We start from the raw sequence: 14532 nt of genomic DNA, 5'->3' as shown, positions 1-14532 counted from the left end.
GCCCTTACGCGGGGACCGGTCGGCCTTTACTCTGATCCCTGCTCGATAGTTACTCGCGAGTTAAACAAGGCATGTGAACAATCAACGCATGTGAACAGCGACGCGCGAGTACCAACCAGCCGCACCTGAGCCAGCCGCCTGACGCGGGCCCCGGAGGATGTCGTGAGCGACACACAGACCCTGATCGAGAACCGTCCGCCGTCGGTGGCGGGCCTGTTCCTGGAGCGCGTGGCGGCCACGCCGGACGCCGAGGCCTATCGGTATCCGGTCCCATCGTCCTCCGGTCAGGGACCGGACGAGTGGAAGTCGCTGAGCTGGGCCCAGGCCGCCGAGCGCGTCTACGCCATCGCGGCGGGACTCATCGAGCTGGGTGTGCGGGCCGAGCAGCGCGTCGCGCTCGCCTCGAGCACCCGGATCGAGTGGATCCTCGCCGACCTCGGCATCATGTGCGCCGGCGCCGCGACCACCACGGTGTACCCGCAGACCAACGCCGAGGAGTCCGCCTACATCCTGTCGGACTCCGAGAGCCGGGTCCTCATCGCGGAGAACGTGGACCAGCTGGCCAAGGCGAAGGAGAAGCGCGCCGAGCTGCCCGAGCTGACCCATGTCGTGGTCGTCGACCCGGCGGGTCTGGCGGCCGAGGAGAGCGCCGACTGGATCCTCACCCTCGACGAGCTGGAGAAGCGCGGCGCGGCCCGCCTGGAGAAGGACCCCGACCTGATCAAGGAACGGGTCGGCGCGATCACCAAGGACCAGCTCGCCACCCTCATCTACACCTCCGGCACCACCGGCCGCCCCAAGGGCGTGCGTCTGCCGCACGACAACTGGTCGTACATGGCGAAGGCGATCGCCGCGACCGGCCTGGTCAGCAGCGAGGACGTGCAGTACCTGTGGCTGCCCCTCGCGCATGTCTTCGGCAAGGTGCTCACCTCCGGCCAGATCGAGGTCGGGCACGTCACCGCCGTGGACGGCCGCGTCGACAAGATCATCGAGAATCTCCCGGTCGTGCAGCCGACGTACATGGCGGCCGTCCCGCGCATCTTCGAGAAGGTCTACAACGGCGTCGCCGCGAAGGCCCGTGCGGGCGGCGGGGCCAAGTACAAGATCTTCCAGTGGGCGGCCGAGGTCTCTCGCGAGTACGCCAAGGTCGCGCAGGACAACTTCCGGCGCACCGGAACCATGTCGGTGCCGTTCGGGCTGGGCGCGAAGCACAAGGTCGCCGACGCGCTGGTGTTCGCCAAGATCCGTGAGGCCTTCGGCGGCAACCTGCGCGCCTGTGTCTCCGGGTCGGCCGCCCTCGCGCCTGAGATCGGCTACTTCTTCTCCGGCGCCGGCATCCACATCCTCGAGGGCTACGGCCTCACCGAGTCCTCGGCTGCCTCGTTCGTGAACCCCGGAGAGGCCTACCGCACCGGCACGGTCGGCAAGCCGCTGCCCGGTACGGAGGTCCGGATCGCCGACGACGGGGAGATCCTGCTGCGCGGCCCCGGCATCATGGAGGGCTACCACGGGCTGCCCGAGAAGACCGCCGAGGTGCTGGAGTCGGACGGGTGGTTCCACACCGGGGACATCGGGGAGCTGTCTGCCGACGGGTACCTGCGGATCACCGATCGCAAGAAGGACCTCATCAAGACCTCGGGCGGCAAGTACATCGCGCCGGCGGAGGTCGAGGGGCAGTTCAAGGCGGTGTGCCCGTACGTGTCCAACATCCTGGTGCACGGGGCCGACCGGAACTTCTGCACGGCGCTGATCGCGCTCGACGAGTTGGCCATCGTGGAGTGGGCGAAGGAGAACGGTCTCGGGGGGAAGTCGTACGCCGAGATCGTGGCCGCGCCCGCGACGGTGGAGATGGTCGACGGGTATGTGAAGCAGCTCAACGAGGGGCTTCAGAAGTGGCAGACCATCAAGAAGTTCCGGTTGCTGCCCCGGGATCTCGATGTGGAGCACGGTGAGATCACGCCGAGTCTGAAGCTGAAGCGGCCGGTGGTGGAGCGGGAGTACAAGCATCTGATCGAGGAGATGTACGAGGGCTCTCGCGAGGCGTAGGGAGTGGCGGGGGTGGTGTGGCGACCTCGGGTCCGCTGGGGTTGTTCGCGCAGTTCCCCGCGCCCCTAAGTACCTCTATCCACTCGGCGTTTCAGGTCCTGGATCTCCTTTCGCAGGCGTTCCACCTCTCTGCCCTTGCGGTAGAGGTCCAGGAAGACGCTGACCTTCGCTCTGAGGACCCAGGGGTCGAAGGGCTTGGTCAGGTAGTCGGCGGCGCCGGTCGCGTAGCCGCGGAAGGCGTAGCCCGAGTCGTCGTCGGCGCCCGTCAGGAAGATGATCGGGACGTCTCGGGTCTGGTCGAGGCGTTTGATGTGGGCGGCTGTCTCGAAGCCGTCCATGCCGGGCATGCGGATGTCGAGCAGGACGAGGGCGATGGGCTGCCGCAGCAGGGCCTTCATCGCCTCCTCGCCCGAACGGGCGCGCACCAGCGGCTCGTTGAGGGAGGCGAGGACGGCCTCCAGGGCGGTCAGGTTGTCCTCCATGTCGTCGACCAGGAGGATTCCGGCGTGGTCCGTGCTCATGACGGTCGCGTCTCCTCCGCCGGGTCCTCTGCGCCCTCTGCCTGCTCCGGTGCCAGCAGTTCGCACACGACCGTCAGCAGCCGGTCGATGTCCACCGGTTTGGGCACGTAGTCGTTGGCGCCGCGGGCGATGGACTTCTCCCGGTCGCCCGGCATCGCCTTGGCGGTCAGCGCCACGATCGGCAGGCCCGTCCAGCGGGGTGCGCGGCGCATGGCGGAGATGGTCTCGTAGCCGTCCATCTCCGGCATCATGATGTCCATCAGGACCAGTTCGACGTCCGAGCTGCGCTCCAGGGTCTCGATGCCCTCGCGGCCGTTCTCCGCGTACAGCACGGTCATGCCGACCCGGCCCAGGACATGGGTGAGGGCGAACACGTTGCGGATGTCGTCGTCGACGATCAGCACCCGGCGCCCGGCCAGGATCCGGCCCGGCCTGCCGGACGTCCACGCCTCCAGCTTCGTCGGCGCGGGCCAGGCGTCGTCCGTGTCGTGCGCGGCCGGGAAGGGCGCCGCGGCCGGCTGGAGGGGCAAGGGCGGCGCCGCGCGCTCCTCCGGGAGCGGTGCCGGACCCGGCGCCGTGTGTCCGGGGCTGACGACCGGGACGTACAGGGTGAACCTGGAGCCCTTGCCGGGCTCGCTCTCGGCGATGATCCGGCCGCCGAGCAGACCCGCGATCTCCCGGCTGATCGACAGGCCGAGGCCGGTGCCGCCGTACTTGCGGTTGGTGGTGCCGTCGGCCTGCTGGAATGCCTCGAAGATCACCGGGAGTTTCTCCGGCGCTATGCCGATGCCCGTGTCGGACACGGTGAAGGCGATGACGTCGTCGGTGTCCCGGACATGGTGGAGCTCGGCGTCCTGCACCCGGTCGACCCGCAGCTCGACCTTGCCCGACGCGGTGAACTTGATCGCGTTGGACAGGAGATTGCGCAGGATCTGCTGCAGCCGCTGCTCGTCCGAGTACATCTCGCGCGGCACGCCCTCGCCGACGGCGACCTCGAAGGCGAGCCCCCGGTCGATGGTGAGGGGGCGGAACGTGGCGTGGACGTAGTCGAGCAGCTTGACGAGCGGCAGCCGCTTGGGCCGTACGTCCATCCGGCCCGCCTCGATCTTCGACAGGTCCAGGATGTCGTTGATCAGTTGCAGGAGGTCCGAGCCCGAGCGGTGGATCGTCGTCGCGAACTGCACCTCCTGGTCGGAGAGACGGCCGTCGGGGTTGTCGGAGAGCAGCCGGGCCAGGATCAGCAGGGAGTTGAGCGGTGTGCGCAGCTCGTGCGACATGTTGGCCAGGAACTCGGACTTGTACTGGGAGGACGTGGCCAGCAGGGCGGCCTTCTCCTCCAGTTCGGCGTTCGAGCGCTGGAGTTCGCCCTGCTGCTTCTGGAGTTCGTCCGAGCGCTCCTGGAGCTGCATGGCGAGGCGCTGGGACTCGCCGAGCAGGGACTCCGTGCGGGAGTTGGCGATGATGGTGTTGATGGCGACGCCGATGGTGTTGACGAACTGGTCGAAGAACGCCAGGTGCACATCGGAGAAGCGGGAGAACGAGGCGAGCTCGATGACACCGAGGAGCTTGTCCTCGAAGAGGATCGGGATGATGACGATCGTGGTGGGGGCGGCTTCGCCCAGCCCGCTGTTGATCTTGATGTAGTCGGGCGGGGCGCCCTCCACCAAAATCCGCTTCTTCTCCCGGGCCGCCTGCGCGACCAGGCCGTGCACGGGCAGGCCGCCGGTCTCGACGGTGGCGTCCTGGGCGGCGCCGTAGCCGGCGATGAAGGCGAGCCCCTTGGTGGGAACCGTCGCCCCGTCCTGCTCCGGGTCCGCCAGGTAGAACGCGCCGTACTGGGCGTTCACCAGCGGGGTCAGCTCCCGGAGTATCAGGTCGGCGACCTCCATCAGGTCGCGGTGGCCCTGCATCAGAGCGGCCAGGCGGGCCAGATTGGACTCCAGCCAGTCCTTCGCGCGGGTCGTCTCACGGAGGTTGGCCACCATCAGGTTGATGTTGTCCTTCAGCTCGGCGACCTCGCCGCGGGTCTCGACCGTGATCGAGCGGGACATGTCGCCCTGGGCCACCGCGGAGGCGACCTCGGCGATCGCGCGGACCTGGGTGGTGAGGTTGAGCGCGAGCTCGTTGACGTTCGTCGTCAGGCGTTTCCAGGTGCCGTAGACGCCCTCGACCCGCGCCTGGCCGCCCAGCTGGCCCTCGCTGCCGACCTCGCGGGCCACACGGGTGACCTCGGAGGCGAAGGAGGACAGCGTGTCGACCATCGTGTTGATCGTGGTCTTCAGCTCCAGGATCTCGCCGCGCGCGTCCACGTCGATCTTCCGGGACAGATCGCCCTGCGCCACGGCCGTCGCCACCTGGGCGATATTGCGCACCTGGGAGGTGAGGTTGTCGGCCATGTAGTTGACGTTGTCCGTCAGGTCCCGCCAGACGCCGGAGACGCCCAGCACCTGGGCCCGGCCGCCGAGCCGGCCGTCGGTGCCGACCTCGCGGGCCACGCGGGTCACCTCGTCGGCGAAGGCGCGCAGCTGCTCCACCATCGTGTTGACGGTGTCCTTCAGCTCCAGGATCTCGCCGCGGGCGTCGACCGTGATCTTCTTCGACAGGTCGCCGTTGGCGACGGCGGTGGTGACCTGGGCGATGTTGCGGACCTGGGAGGTCAGGTTCAGCGCCATGAAGTTGACGTTGTCGGTGAGGTCCTTCCAGACGCCGGAGACGCCCCTGACCTGGGCCTGGCCGCCGAGGTTGCCTTCGGTGCCGACCTCGCGGGCGACGCGGGTGACCTCGTCGGCGAACGCGGAGAGCTGGTCCACCATCGTGTTGATCGTGGACTTGAGCTCCAGGATCTCGCCCTTGGCCTCCACCGTGATTTTCTTGCCGAGGTCGCCCTGGGCGACGGCGGTGGAGACGAGGGCGATGTTCCGCACCTGGGAGGTGAGGTTGTCCGCCATGAAGTTGACGTTGTCGGTGAGGTCCTTCCAGACGCCGGAGACGCCCCTGACCTGAGCCCGGCCGCCGAGATTGCCCTCGGTGCCGACCTCGCGGGCGACGCGGGTGACCTCGTCGGCGAACGCGGAGAGCTGGTCCACCATCGTGTTGATGGTCGACTTGAGCTCCAGGATCTCGCCCTGCGCGGCGACCGTGATCTTCTGGGACAGGTCGCCGTCGGCCACGGCCGTCGTCACCTGGGCGATGTTGCGGACCTGGGAGGTCAGGTTCGACGCCATGAAGTTGACGTTGTCGGTGAGGTCCTTCCAGACCCCCGACACGCCCCGCACCTGCGCCCGGCCGCCCAACTGGCCCTCGGTGCCGACCTCGCGCGCGACCCTCGTCACCTCGTCGGCGAAGGCGGAGAGCTGGTCGACCATCGTGTTCACGGTCAGCTTCAGCTCCAGCAGCTCGCCGGTCGCCTCCACCGTGACCGTGCGGGTCAGGTCGCCCCGGGCCACCGCTGTCGTCACGGCCGCGATGTCCCGCACCTGAGCCGTCAGCCGGGAGGCCATGGTGTTGACGGCCTCGGTGACGTCCCGCCAACTGCCCGACAGGCCTCGGACATTGGCCCGGCCGCCGAGCCGGCCTTCGGTGCCGACCTCGCGCGCGACCCGCGTCACCTCGCCCGTGAACAGGGACAGCTGGTCCACCATCGTGTTCACGGCCCGGCCGAGGCGGCGCAGGTCGCCGCGTAACTGCCGGGTCCCGTCGTGCAGATCGACCCGCTGGGTCAGATCGCCTCCGGCCACCGCGTCCAACACGCGCGTGGCGTTCGCCGCCGGGGCGACCAGGGCGTCGAGCAACTGGTTCACGTCATTGACGCGGGACGTCCACAGACCCTGGCCGGGACTCGCCGAGAGGCGCTCGTCGAGCCGGCCGTGCCGCACCAGTTCCCGTCGCACGCGCCGTGTCTCGGTGGTGAAGTGGATGCTGCGGTCCATGATCTGGTTGAAGACCGCGGTGAGTTCGGCCACCATCCCGTGGCCGGATTCCGGCACCTTGGTGAAGTCGCCGTCACGTGCGGCGGTCATCGCGGCGAGCAGTGGACGCAGATCGGATGTGCGAATCTGACCCTCTTCGTACCCATCTTCGACCACAGGAGTAGCACTGTTCTCACTCATGGCGGCCCACTTCGGTAACTCGGCGCTTATGGGCGTGGTCAGTCTGTCACCCTGTCGGCATCGACTGTGGCGTATTCGTACGAACTGCCCGGGGAGCTGTCCATGGGGGCCATTCCGACGCAACGGGAGACCGCCTTCCGTGCCTCGCAGGCACCTGCACACGCCTCGGAGACGCCTGTGTCCGTTGAGGACGAGCCCGTTTCCGAGGAGTCGGCACCGACCGCCGAGACGCTCACGCCCGACGCGTGCGCGTCGGCCTGCGCGGCGCCCGCACCCATATCCGAGGCGCCCGCACAGGAGCGCGCGCGGGCGCACGCGACCCTGTCCGGCAGCTCACTCGCGCCGGGCACCGCACGCGCCCTCGTGCGCTCGGCGCTCGCCGACTGGACCCGGCTCGGCCTGCCCGGCACCGGGCACCTCACCGACCGCCTCGCCGACGACGCCACGCTCGTGGTCAGCGAACTCGTCACCAACGCCGTCGTGCACGCCGGCACGGACGTCGAGCTGGAGTGCCGGTTGGAAAACGCCCACGGCGGCGACGACGGCGACGGTGACGACGGGGAGACGGTCGCGCTCGTCGTCGAGGTCTGCGACCACCACCCCTCACGCGCCCCGCGCGGCGGCGAACCGGAAACCCCGCACGACATCCCCGAGTACGGGCGCGGCCTGCGGCTCGTCGGCGCGCTCTCCGAGGCCTGGGGCATCACGTACCGCACGGGCCGGAAGACCGTCTGGGCGCGGCTGCCCGCCGGGGGGTGCGCGGCGGGCGAGCAGATCGAGGCGTACGCCGAGGAGCAGGCGCTGGCGCGCGGGCTGCGCGTGGCGGAGATCCTGGCGCCGGAGCCGCGCGAGGGGTGGGAGACCGAGGAGCCGGGGGATCCGGGCGAGCCGGGGCAGTCCGGGCGGCGGTGGCGTGACCGGCACGACCCGCAGGACTCCCACGGCTTACGGGACTGGCGTGACTGGAACGACGTACGGGACTGGCGGGACCGTCACGAGGGCGGCGGCGACGGACGCGACGGTGCCTGGCTGGGCCGTGGCGCCCTCTCCTTCCTCGCCGAGGCCTCCGACCTGCTCGCCGGGCAGCTCGACGAGGACCTGGTCGCCGCCCTCGCCGGGCAGCTGATCGTGCCGCGGCTGGCCGACTGGTGCGCGGTGTGGCTGGAGGACGAGGCCACCGGCGGCGGCTGGAGCGGCGGCGCCGGAGCGGGCGGGGCGCGCCTGGCCCGGGTCTGGCACGGCAGCGAGAACCGCATCGAGGAGCTGCGCCGGGCCCTGGAGAAGGACCCGCCGCACTCGTCCGACCCGCCCGGGTCCGGGCCCGTCGACTACCCCTGGCCGGGCGAGGCGCTCGGTGACGCGCCCGGCGAGCCGGGGTCGGCGCTCGCGTACCGGCTGGTCGCCGGGGGACGCCCGCTGGGCACCCTGGTCATCGGCAGGTCCGGGGCCGCCGGCTTCCCCGACGAGATCACCGGCCTCGTGGAGGACCTCAGCCGCCGCGTCGCCCTCGCCATCGGCGCCGCCCGCCAGTACGCCCGCCAGGCCACCATCAGCGCCGTCCTCCAGCGCGGCCTGCTGCCCGGCGCCGTCGCCGAGATCCCCGGGGTGCGCAGCGCGCTCGTCTACGAGCCGTACGACAAGGGCGGGCCCAGCGGCGACTTCTACGACCTGTTCCCGGCAGGTGACGGCCGCTGGTGCTTCGCCGTGGGCGACGTCCAGGGCAAGGGGCCCGAGGCGGCCGTCGTGATCGGCCTGGCCCGGCCCTGGCTGCGGCTGCTGGCCCGCGAGGGCTACCGGGTCGCCGACGTCCTCGACCGCCTCAACCAGCTGCTGCTCGACGACGCCACGGAGGCCGCCGACGCCGCGGCCCGGGCACTGGTGGCCGCGGGCGCCCGGCCGACCCCGCCCGGCGACGGCCCCCAGACACGCTTCCTGTCCCTGCTCTACGGCGAACTGGTCCCCTTCGACGGCGGCGTCCGCTGCACCGTCGCCTCCGCCGGGCACCCCCTCCCGCTGCTGCTCGGCGCGGGCGGCGAGGTCCACACGACAGCGCGGCCGGGGACCCTCCTGGGCGTCGTCGAGGACGCCGCGTACACCAGCGACACCTTCGAGCTGCGGCCCGGCGACACGCTGCTGTGCGTCACCGACGGCGTGACCGAGCGCCGCTCCGGCTCCCGCCAGTTCGACGACGAGGACGGGCTCGCGGCGGCGCTGGCCGGGTGCGCGGGACTGGACGCCGAGCTGATAGCCGAGCGGATCAAGCGGCTGGTGCACGAGTTCGGGGCGAGGCCGCCGGCCGACGATCTCGCGCTGCTGGTGCTGCAGGCGGAGTAAGCGGACGGAGTGCGGAGGGGGAGTCGCCGCGGGTGCTGGACAATGGAAGGCATGCCTTCCGCACTTCCCGACGGCGAGCCCGTCCCCGACGACGGCGCGCTGCCCGCCTCCGCGCTCGCCGGGGCCGCCGGCCGTCCGCTCGGGTTCTATCTGCACGTCCCGTACTGCGCGACCCGCTGCGGCTACTGCGATTTCAACACCTACACGGCGACCGAGCTGCGCGGCACGGGCGGTGTGCTGGCCTCCCGTGACAACTACGCCGAGACGCTGGTCGAGGAGGTCCGCCTGGCGCGCAAGGTGCTGGGTGATGATCCGCGGCCCGTTCGCACGGTGTTCGTGGGCGGGGGGACGCCCACGCTGCTGGCCGCCGGTGATCTCGTACGGATGCTGGGCGCGATCCGTGACGAGTTCGGGCTGGCGCCGGATGCCGAGGTCACGACGGAGGCGAATCCGGAGTCGGTGGATCCGGCGTATCTGGCCGCGCTGCGCGAGGGCGGCTTCAACCGGGTCTCGTTCGGTATGCAGAGTGCGCGGCAGCATGTGCTGAAGGTGCTGGACCGTACGCACACGCCGGGGCGGCCGGAGGCGTGTGTGGCGGAGGCCCGGGCGGCTGGGTTCGACCATGTGAACCTGGACCTGATCTACGGCACGCCGGGGGAGAGCGACGACGACTGGCGGGCGTCGCTGGACGCGGTGCTGGAGGCCGGCCCGGATCACGTCAGTGCGTACGCGTTGATCGTCGAGGAGGGTACGCAGCTCGCGCGGCGTATTCGCCGGGGCGAGGTGCCGATGACCGACGATGACGTACATGCCGACCGGTATCTGATCGCGGACGAGGTTCTCTCGGGCGCGGGCTTCGAGTGGTACGAGGTGTCGAACTGGGCGACCTCGGCGGCCGGGCGGTGTCTGCACAACGAGCTGTACTGGCGGGGGGCCGACTGGTGGGGGGCCGGGCCGGGGGCGCACAGCCATGTGGGGGGCGTTCGGTGGTGGAACGTCAAGCATCCGGGGGCATACGTGGGTGCGCTGGCGGCGGGGCGGTCGCCCGGGGCCGGGCGGGAACTGCTGAGCGAAGAGGATCGGCGGGTCGAGCGGATTCTGCTGGAGCTGCGGCTCAGGGAGGGCGTGCCGCTGTCGTTGCTCAGGGCGGAGGGGATGGCCGCCTCGCGGGCGGCGCTGGCGGACGGGCTCCTGGAGAAGGGCCCGTACGACGAAGGACGGGCCGTGCTCACGCTGCGGGGGCGGTTGCTGGCGGATGGGGTGGTGCGGGATCTGGTGGACTGAGGTGCTGGGCGTGGGGGCTCGGGGCGGGGCGTCGCGCAGCCCGGCGTGGCGGGGTGCCTCCCCCACTCTCGGCTTCGCTCGAGCGGGGGGACCCCCACCGCCCACCCGTGCCGCCCTGGGGGCACCTCCCAGGCCCTTTAGGCACTGGGGGAGGCACGCATGCCCGCAGCCAGGGCGGTGCGCATGCCCGCAGCTATGTAGCTACGCGGTTACGAAGTCGATCAGTTCTTCCACTCTGCCCAGCAGCTCTGGCTCCAGGTCCTTGTAGGAGCGGACCCCCGAGAGGATTCGCTGCCAGGCCGCGCCCGTGTTGGGCGGCCAGCCCAGGGAGCGGCATACGCCCGTCTTCCAGTCCTGGCCGTGGGGGATGCGGGGCCAGGAGCCGATGCCCAGGGACGCCGGCTTCACCGCTTCCCAGATGTCGATGTACGGGTGGCCCACCACCAGGGCGTGCTCGCTCGTCACCGACTGCGCGATACGCCACTCCTTCGAGCCCGGCACGAGGTGGTCCACGAGGACGCCCAAGCGCGCGTCCGGGCCGGGGGCGAAGTCGGAGACGATCGCGGGCAGGTCGTCGACGCCCTCCAGGTACTCCACGACCACGCCCTCGATGCGCAGGTCGTCACCCCACACCTTCTCGACCAGCTCGGCGTCGTGCCGGCCCTCGACGTAGATGCGGCCGGCGCGGGCGACACGCGCGCGTGCGCCCGGGACGGCCACCGAACCGGAGGCGGTGCGCGTGGGGCGGGCGGGGCCGGACGGCGGGCGGACCAGCGTCACCACCCTGCCCTCCAGCAGGAAGCCGCGCGGCTCCATGGGGAACACGCGGTGCTTGCCGAAGCGGTCCTCCAGCGTCACCGTGCCCGCCTCGCAGCGGATCACCGCACCGCAGAATCCCGTACCCGCCTCCTCGACCACGAGGTCCGGCTCCGCCGGGACCTCGGGCACCGGCTTCGGCTTCTTCCACGGCGGGGTCAGGTCGGCGGAGTACTGGCGCATTCGAATGACGATAGGAGAAGGCGTACGGCGATCACCGCGACACGCCGAAACGCGCCGCCAGCGCGTCCCGCTGGGCCCGGACGAACGCCGCGTCCACCACCGCTCCGTGACCGGGCACGTACAGCGCGTCCTCGCCGCCCAGGTCGAGCAGCCGGTCCAGCGCGGCCGGCCAGTGCGACGGCACGGCGTCGGGGCCCGCCTGGGGCTCGCCGGACTCCTCGACCAGGTCGCCGCAGAACACCACCTCCGGATCACCCGGCACCAGCACCGCCAGGTCGTGCGCGGTGTGCCCCGGGCCCACGTTCGCCAGCAGCACCTGGCGTCCGCCGCCCAGGTCGAGCGTCCACTCGCCGGAGACCAGATGGCGGGGCGGGACCAGCCGGTCCGCCGACTCCCGCGCGACAGGCTCCGCCAGGCCGTTGCGTACCGCGTCCGCGCGCAGCTCCTCGCGGTCCCGCACGCGCGTGAGGACCGCGTCCACGCCCACCGCGCCGAACACCTCCGCCTCCGGGAACGCCGCCGCGCCGAAGACATGGTCGAAGTGGGGGTGGGTCAGCGCGAGATGCGTCACACGGTGACCCGTGAGCGACTGCGCCTGCGTGCGCAACCGCGCGCCCTCGGCCAAGCTCGACCCCGCGTCGATCATGAGGACCGCACCCTCACCGGCGACCAGCCCCGCCGTGCAGTCCCACACCGGAAGCCGGCACCGCCCCACCCCGGCGGCCACCCGCTCCCATCCGAGCTCTTCCCAAGTCACCGTCATACGGCGACGCTAGCGGTGACACCCGTCGCGAGCACGACAGCGATGACCAGCCTTGCCCGCGGCGCACCCCACCGCCGTACACTGGGCCGGGGAACGCTGGCACTCGCACGCGCAGAGTGCCAGGCCACGACCGGCAGGGCAGCGAGCGGAAGACTTCTGGAGGTGTGCGCGATGCTCAGTGAACGCAGGCTTCAGGTGCTCCGCGCCATCGTCCAGGACTACGTCGGCACCGAGGAGCCCGTCGGCTCCAAGGCCCTCACCGAGCGGCACAGCCTCGGCGTCTCCCCGGCCACCGTCCGCAACGACATGGCGGCCCTCGAGGACGAGGGATACATCGCCCAGCCGCACACCAGTGCCGGGCGCATCCCCACCGACAAGGGCTACCGGCTGTTCGTGGACAAGCTGGCCGGCGTCAAGCCGATGACCGCGCCCGAGCGGCGCGCGATCCAGAACTTCCTCGAGGGTGCCGTCGACCTCGACGACGTCGTGGCGCGTACGGTACGGCTCCTCGCGCAGCTCACGCGCCAGGTGGCCGTCGTGCAGTACCCGTCGCTGACCCGGTCGACCGTGCGGCATGTGGAGTTGCTCTCCCTCGCGCCCGCGCGTCTGATGCTCGTCCTGATCACGGACACCGGGCGGGTCGAGCAGCGGGTGGTCGACTGCGTGGCGCCCTTCGGCGAGGCCTCGCTCGCGGATCTGCGCGCACGGCTCAACAGCCGTGTCGCGAACCGCCGTTTCGCGGATGTGCCGAGTTTGGTGGAGGATCTGCCGGAGGCGTTCGAGCACGAGGACCGGGGTACGGTTTCCATGGTGCTCTCCACGCTTCTGGAGACGCTCGTCGAGGAGAACGAGGAGCGGCTGATGATCGGCGGCACCGCCAATCTCACTCGCTTCGGGCATGACTTTCCCCTGGTGATCCGGCCGGTGCTGGAGGCACTCGAGGAGCAGGTCGTGCTCCTCAAGCTGCTCGGCGAGGCCAAGGATCCGGGCGTGACCGTACGTATCGGTCATGAGAACGCCCACGAAGGACTCAACTCCACGTCCGTCGTGTCGGTCGGCTACGGTTCGGGCGGCGAGGCAGTCGCCAAGCTCGGCGTGGTCGGACCGACCCGCATGGACTACCCGGGAACGATGGGAGCGGTACGCGCAGTGGCACGGTACGTCGGACAGATCCTGGCGGAGTCGTAGTGGCCACGGACTACTACGCCGTACTCGGCGTGCGCCGCGACGCGTCGCAGGAAGAGATCAAGAAGGCCTTCCGGCGGCTCGCACGCGAGCTGCACCCGGACGTCAACCCCGATCCGAAGACCCAGGAGCGGTTCAAGGAGATCAACGCCGCTTACGAGGTGTTGTCGGACCCGCAGAAGAAGCAGGTCTACGACCTCGGCGGCGACCCGCTCTCGCAGGCCGCGGGCGGCGGCGCGGGCGGCTTCGGAGCCGGTGGCTTCGGGAACTTCTCCGACATCATGGACGCGTTCTTCGGCACGGCGTCGCAGCGCGGTCCGCGCTCGCGCACCCGCCGCGGCCAGGACGCCATGATCCGGATCGAGGTCGAGCTCGACGAGGCCGCCTTCGGTACGACCAAGGACATCCAGGTCGACACGGCCGTCGTCTGCAACACCTGCAGCGGCGAGGGTGCCGCGCCGGGGACCAGCGCGCAGACGTGTGACATGTGCCGCGGCCGCGGCGAGGTGTCGCAGGTCACCCGGTCGTTCCTCGGCCAGGTCATGACCTCCCGGCCCTGCCCGCAGTGCCAGGGCTTCGGGACCGTGGTGCCGACGCCGTGCCCGGAGTGCGCCGGTGACGGCCGCGTCCGCTCTCGGCGGACCCTGACCGTGAAGATCCCCGCGGGTGTCGACAACGGCACGCGCATCCAGCTCGCCGGTGAGGGCGAGGTCGGGCCGGGTGGCGGTCCCGCCGGTGACCTCTACGTCGAGATCCACGAACTCCCGCACTCCACGTTCCAGCGGCGCGGCGACGACCTGCACTGCACGGTCACCATCCCGATGACCGCGGCGTGCCTCGGCACGAAGGTGCCGCTGGAGACGCTGGACGGCATGGAGGAGGTCGACATCCGCCCGGGCACCCAGTCCGGCCAGTCGATCCCGCTGCACGGCCGGGGCATCACGCACCTGCGGGGCGGCGGACGCGGCGACCTCATCGTCCACGTCGAGGTCCAGACCCCGACGAAGCTCGACCCCGAGCAGGAGCGACTGCTGCGCGAGCTGGCCAAGCTGCGGGGCGAGGAGCGGCCCACGGGGCAGTTCCAGCCGGGGCAGCAGGGGTTGTTCTCGCGGTTGAAGGACGCGTTCAACGGGCGCTGACCTGGGTGGTCCGGCTGCTGCTGGGGGTCCGGGGGTCGCCCCCCGGGCAGGCAGAGTCAGCCGGGGCAGCAGGGGTTGTTCTCGCGGTTGAAGGACGCGTTCAACGGGCGCTGACCTGGGTGGTCCGGCTGCTGCTGGGGGTCCGGGGGTCG

General features: G+C 70.9%; 9 protein-coding genes. 5 read left to right on the top strand and 4 right to left on the bottom strand.

Annotation, left to right across the window (positions count from 1 at the left end; translation table 11 throughout):
* The first annotated feature begins 162 nt into the window (after positions 1-162).
* Positions 163-2046, top strand: a complete 1884-nt coding sequence (locus ACFZBT_RS01050; RefSeq protein ID WP_391097471.1) for an AMP-binding protein — start codon at positions 163-165, stop codon at positions 2044-2046.
* Between the two features lie 65 nt (positions 2047-2111).
* Here ACFZBT_RS01050 and ACFZBT_RS01045 read toward each other — a convergent pair whose 3' ends face one another.
* Both ACFZBT_RS01045 and ACFZBT_RS01040 read right to left on the bottom strand, forming a co-directional pair.
* Positions 2112-2567, bottom strand: a complete 456-nt coding sequence (locus tag ACFZBT_RS01045; protein WP_391097470.1) for a response regulator — start codon at positions 2565-2567, stop codon at positions 2112-2114.
* Complete coding sequence (locus tag ACFZBT_RS01040) at positions 2564-6676, bottom strand: HAMP domain-containing protein (protein WP_391097469.1); 4113 nt, start codon at positions 6674-6676, stop codon at positions 2564-2566. Before ACFZBT_RS01040 ends, ACFZBT_RS01045 begins: the two co-directional genes overlap by 4 nt.
* A 102-nt stretch (positions 6677-6778) precedes the next feature.
* On the opposite strand from ACFZBT_RS01040, the gene ACFZBT_RS01035 reads away from it, so the two are divergent.
* On the top strand, positions 6779-9010 hold the full coding sequence (locus tag ACFZBT_RS01035) for a SpoIIE family protein phosphatase (RefSeq protein WP_391097468.1): 2232 nt from the start codon (positions 6779-6781) through the stop codon (positions 9008-9010).
* Positions 9011-9061: 51 nt separating this feature from the next.
* Positions 9062-10294 (top strand): radical SAM family heme chaperone HemW, encoded by a 1233-nt coding sequence (gene hemW, locus ACFZBT_RS01030; protein ID WP_391097467.1) that lies wholly within the window; start codon positions 9062-9064, stop codon positions 10292-10294.
* A 201-nt stretch (positions 10295-10495) separates the two neighbouring features.
* Here the strand turns inward: hemW and ACFZBT_RS01025 are convergent, their stop codons facing one another.
* Positions 10496-11293 (bottom strand): DUF3097 family protein, encoded by a 798-nt coding sequence (locus tag ACFZBT_RS01025; protein WP_391097466.1) that lies wholly within the window; start codon positions 11291-11293, stop codon positions 10496-10498.
* Positions 11294-11324: 31 nt separating this feature from the next.
* Positions 11325-12056 carry an MBL fold metallo-hydrolase gene (locus tag ACFZBT_RS01020; RefSeq protein WP_391097465.1) on the bottom strand — a complete coding sequence of 244 codons (732 nt, stop codon included), beginning with the start codon at positions 12054-12056 and terminating at the stop codon, positions 11325-11327.
* 171 nt (positions 12057-12227) lie between these two features.
* Here ACFZBT_RS01020 and hrcA point away from each other — a divergent pair, with 171 nt between their 5' ends.
* Both hrcA and dnaJ read left to right on the top strand, forming a co-directional pair.
* The gene (gene hrcA, locus ACFZBT_RS01015) at positions 12228-13244 is read left to right on the top strand and encodes a heat-inducible transcriptional repressor HrcA (protein WP_215121475.1); all 1017 of its coding nucleotides are present in this window, start codon (positions 12228-12230) and stop codon (positions 13242-13244) included.
* Positions 13244-14380, top strand: a complete 1137-nt coding sequence (dnaJ, locus tag ACFZBT_RS01010) for a molecular chaperone DnaJ (protein WP_382493548.1) — start codon at positions 13244-13246, stop codon at positions 14378-14380. Before hrcA ends, dnaJ begins: the two co-directional genes overlap by 1 nt.
* The last annotated feature ends 152 nt before the right edge of the window (positions 14381-14532 follow it).

This window comes from Streptomyces sp. NPDC008137 (assembly GCF_042957035.1).
GTDB lineage: Bacteria > Actinomycetota > Actinomycetes > Streptomycetales > Streptomycetaceae > Streptomyces.
The sequence above is the reverse complement of the archived record's forward strand: the minus strand, read 5'-3'. Positions and strand labels throughout refer to the sequence as shown.

Bases quoted from the DNA above. Each gene is read 5' to 3' on its own strand.
- ACFZBT_RS01045 (WP_391097470.1), bottom strand. From the start codon at position 2,567: ATGAGCACGGACCACGCCGGAATCCTCCTGGTCGACGACATGGAGGAC.
- ACFZBT_RS01040 (WP_391097469.1), bottom strand. From the start codon at position 6,676: ATGAGTGAGAACAGTGCTACTCCTGTGGTCGAAGATGGGTACGAAGAG.
- ACFZBT_RS01035 (WP_391097468.1), top strand. From the start codon at position 6,779: ATGGGGGCCATTCCGACGCAACGGGAGACCGCCTTCCGTGCCTCGCAG.
- hemW (WP_391097467.1), top strand. From the start codon at position 9,062: ATGCCTTCCGCACTTCCCGACGGCGAGCCCGTCCCCGACGACGGCGCG.
- ACFZBT_RS01025 (WP_391097466.1), bottom strand. From the start codon at position 11,293: ATGCGCCAGTACTCCGCCGACCTGACCCCGCCGTGGAAGAAGCCGAAG.
- ACFZBT_RS01020 (WP_391097465.1), bottom strand. From the start codon at position 12,056: ATGACGGTGACTTGGGAAGAGCTCGGATGGGAGCGGGTGGCCGCCGGG.
- hrcA (WP_215121475.1), top strand. From the start codon at position 12,228: ATGCTCAGTGAACGCAGGCTTCAGGTGCTCCGCGCCATCGTCCAGGAC.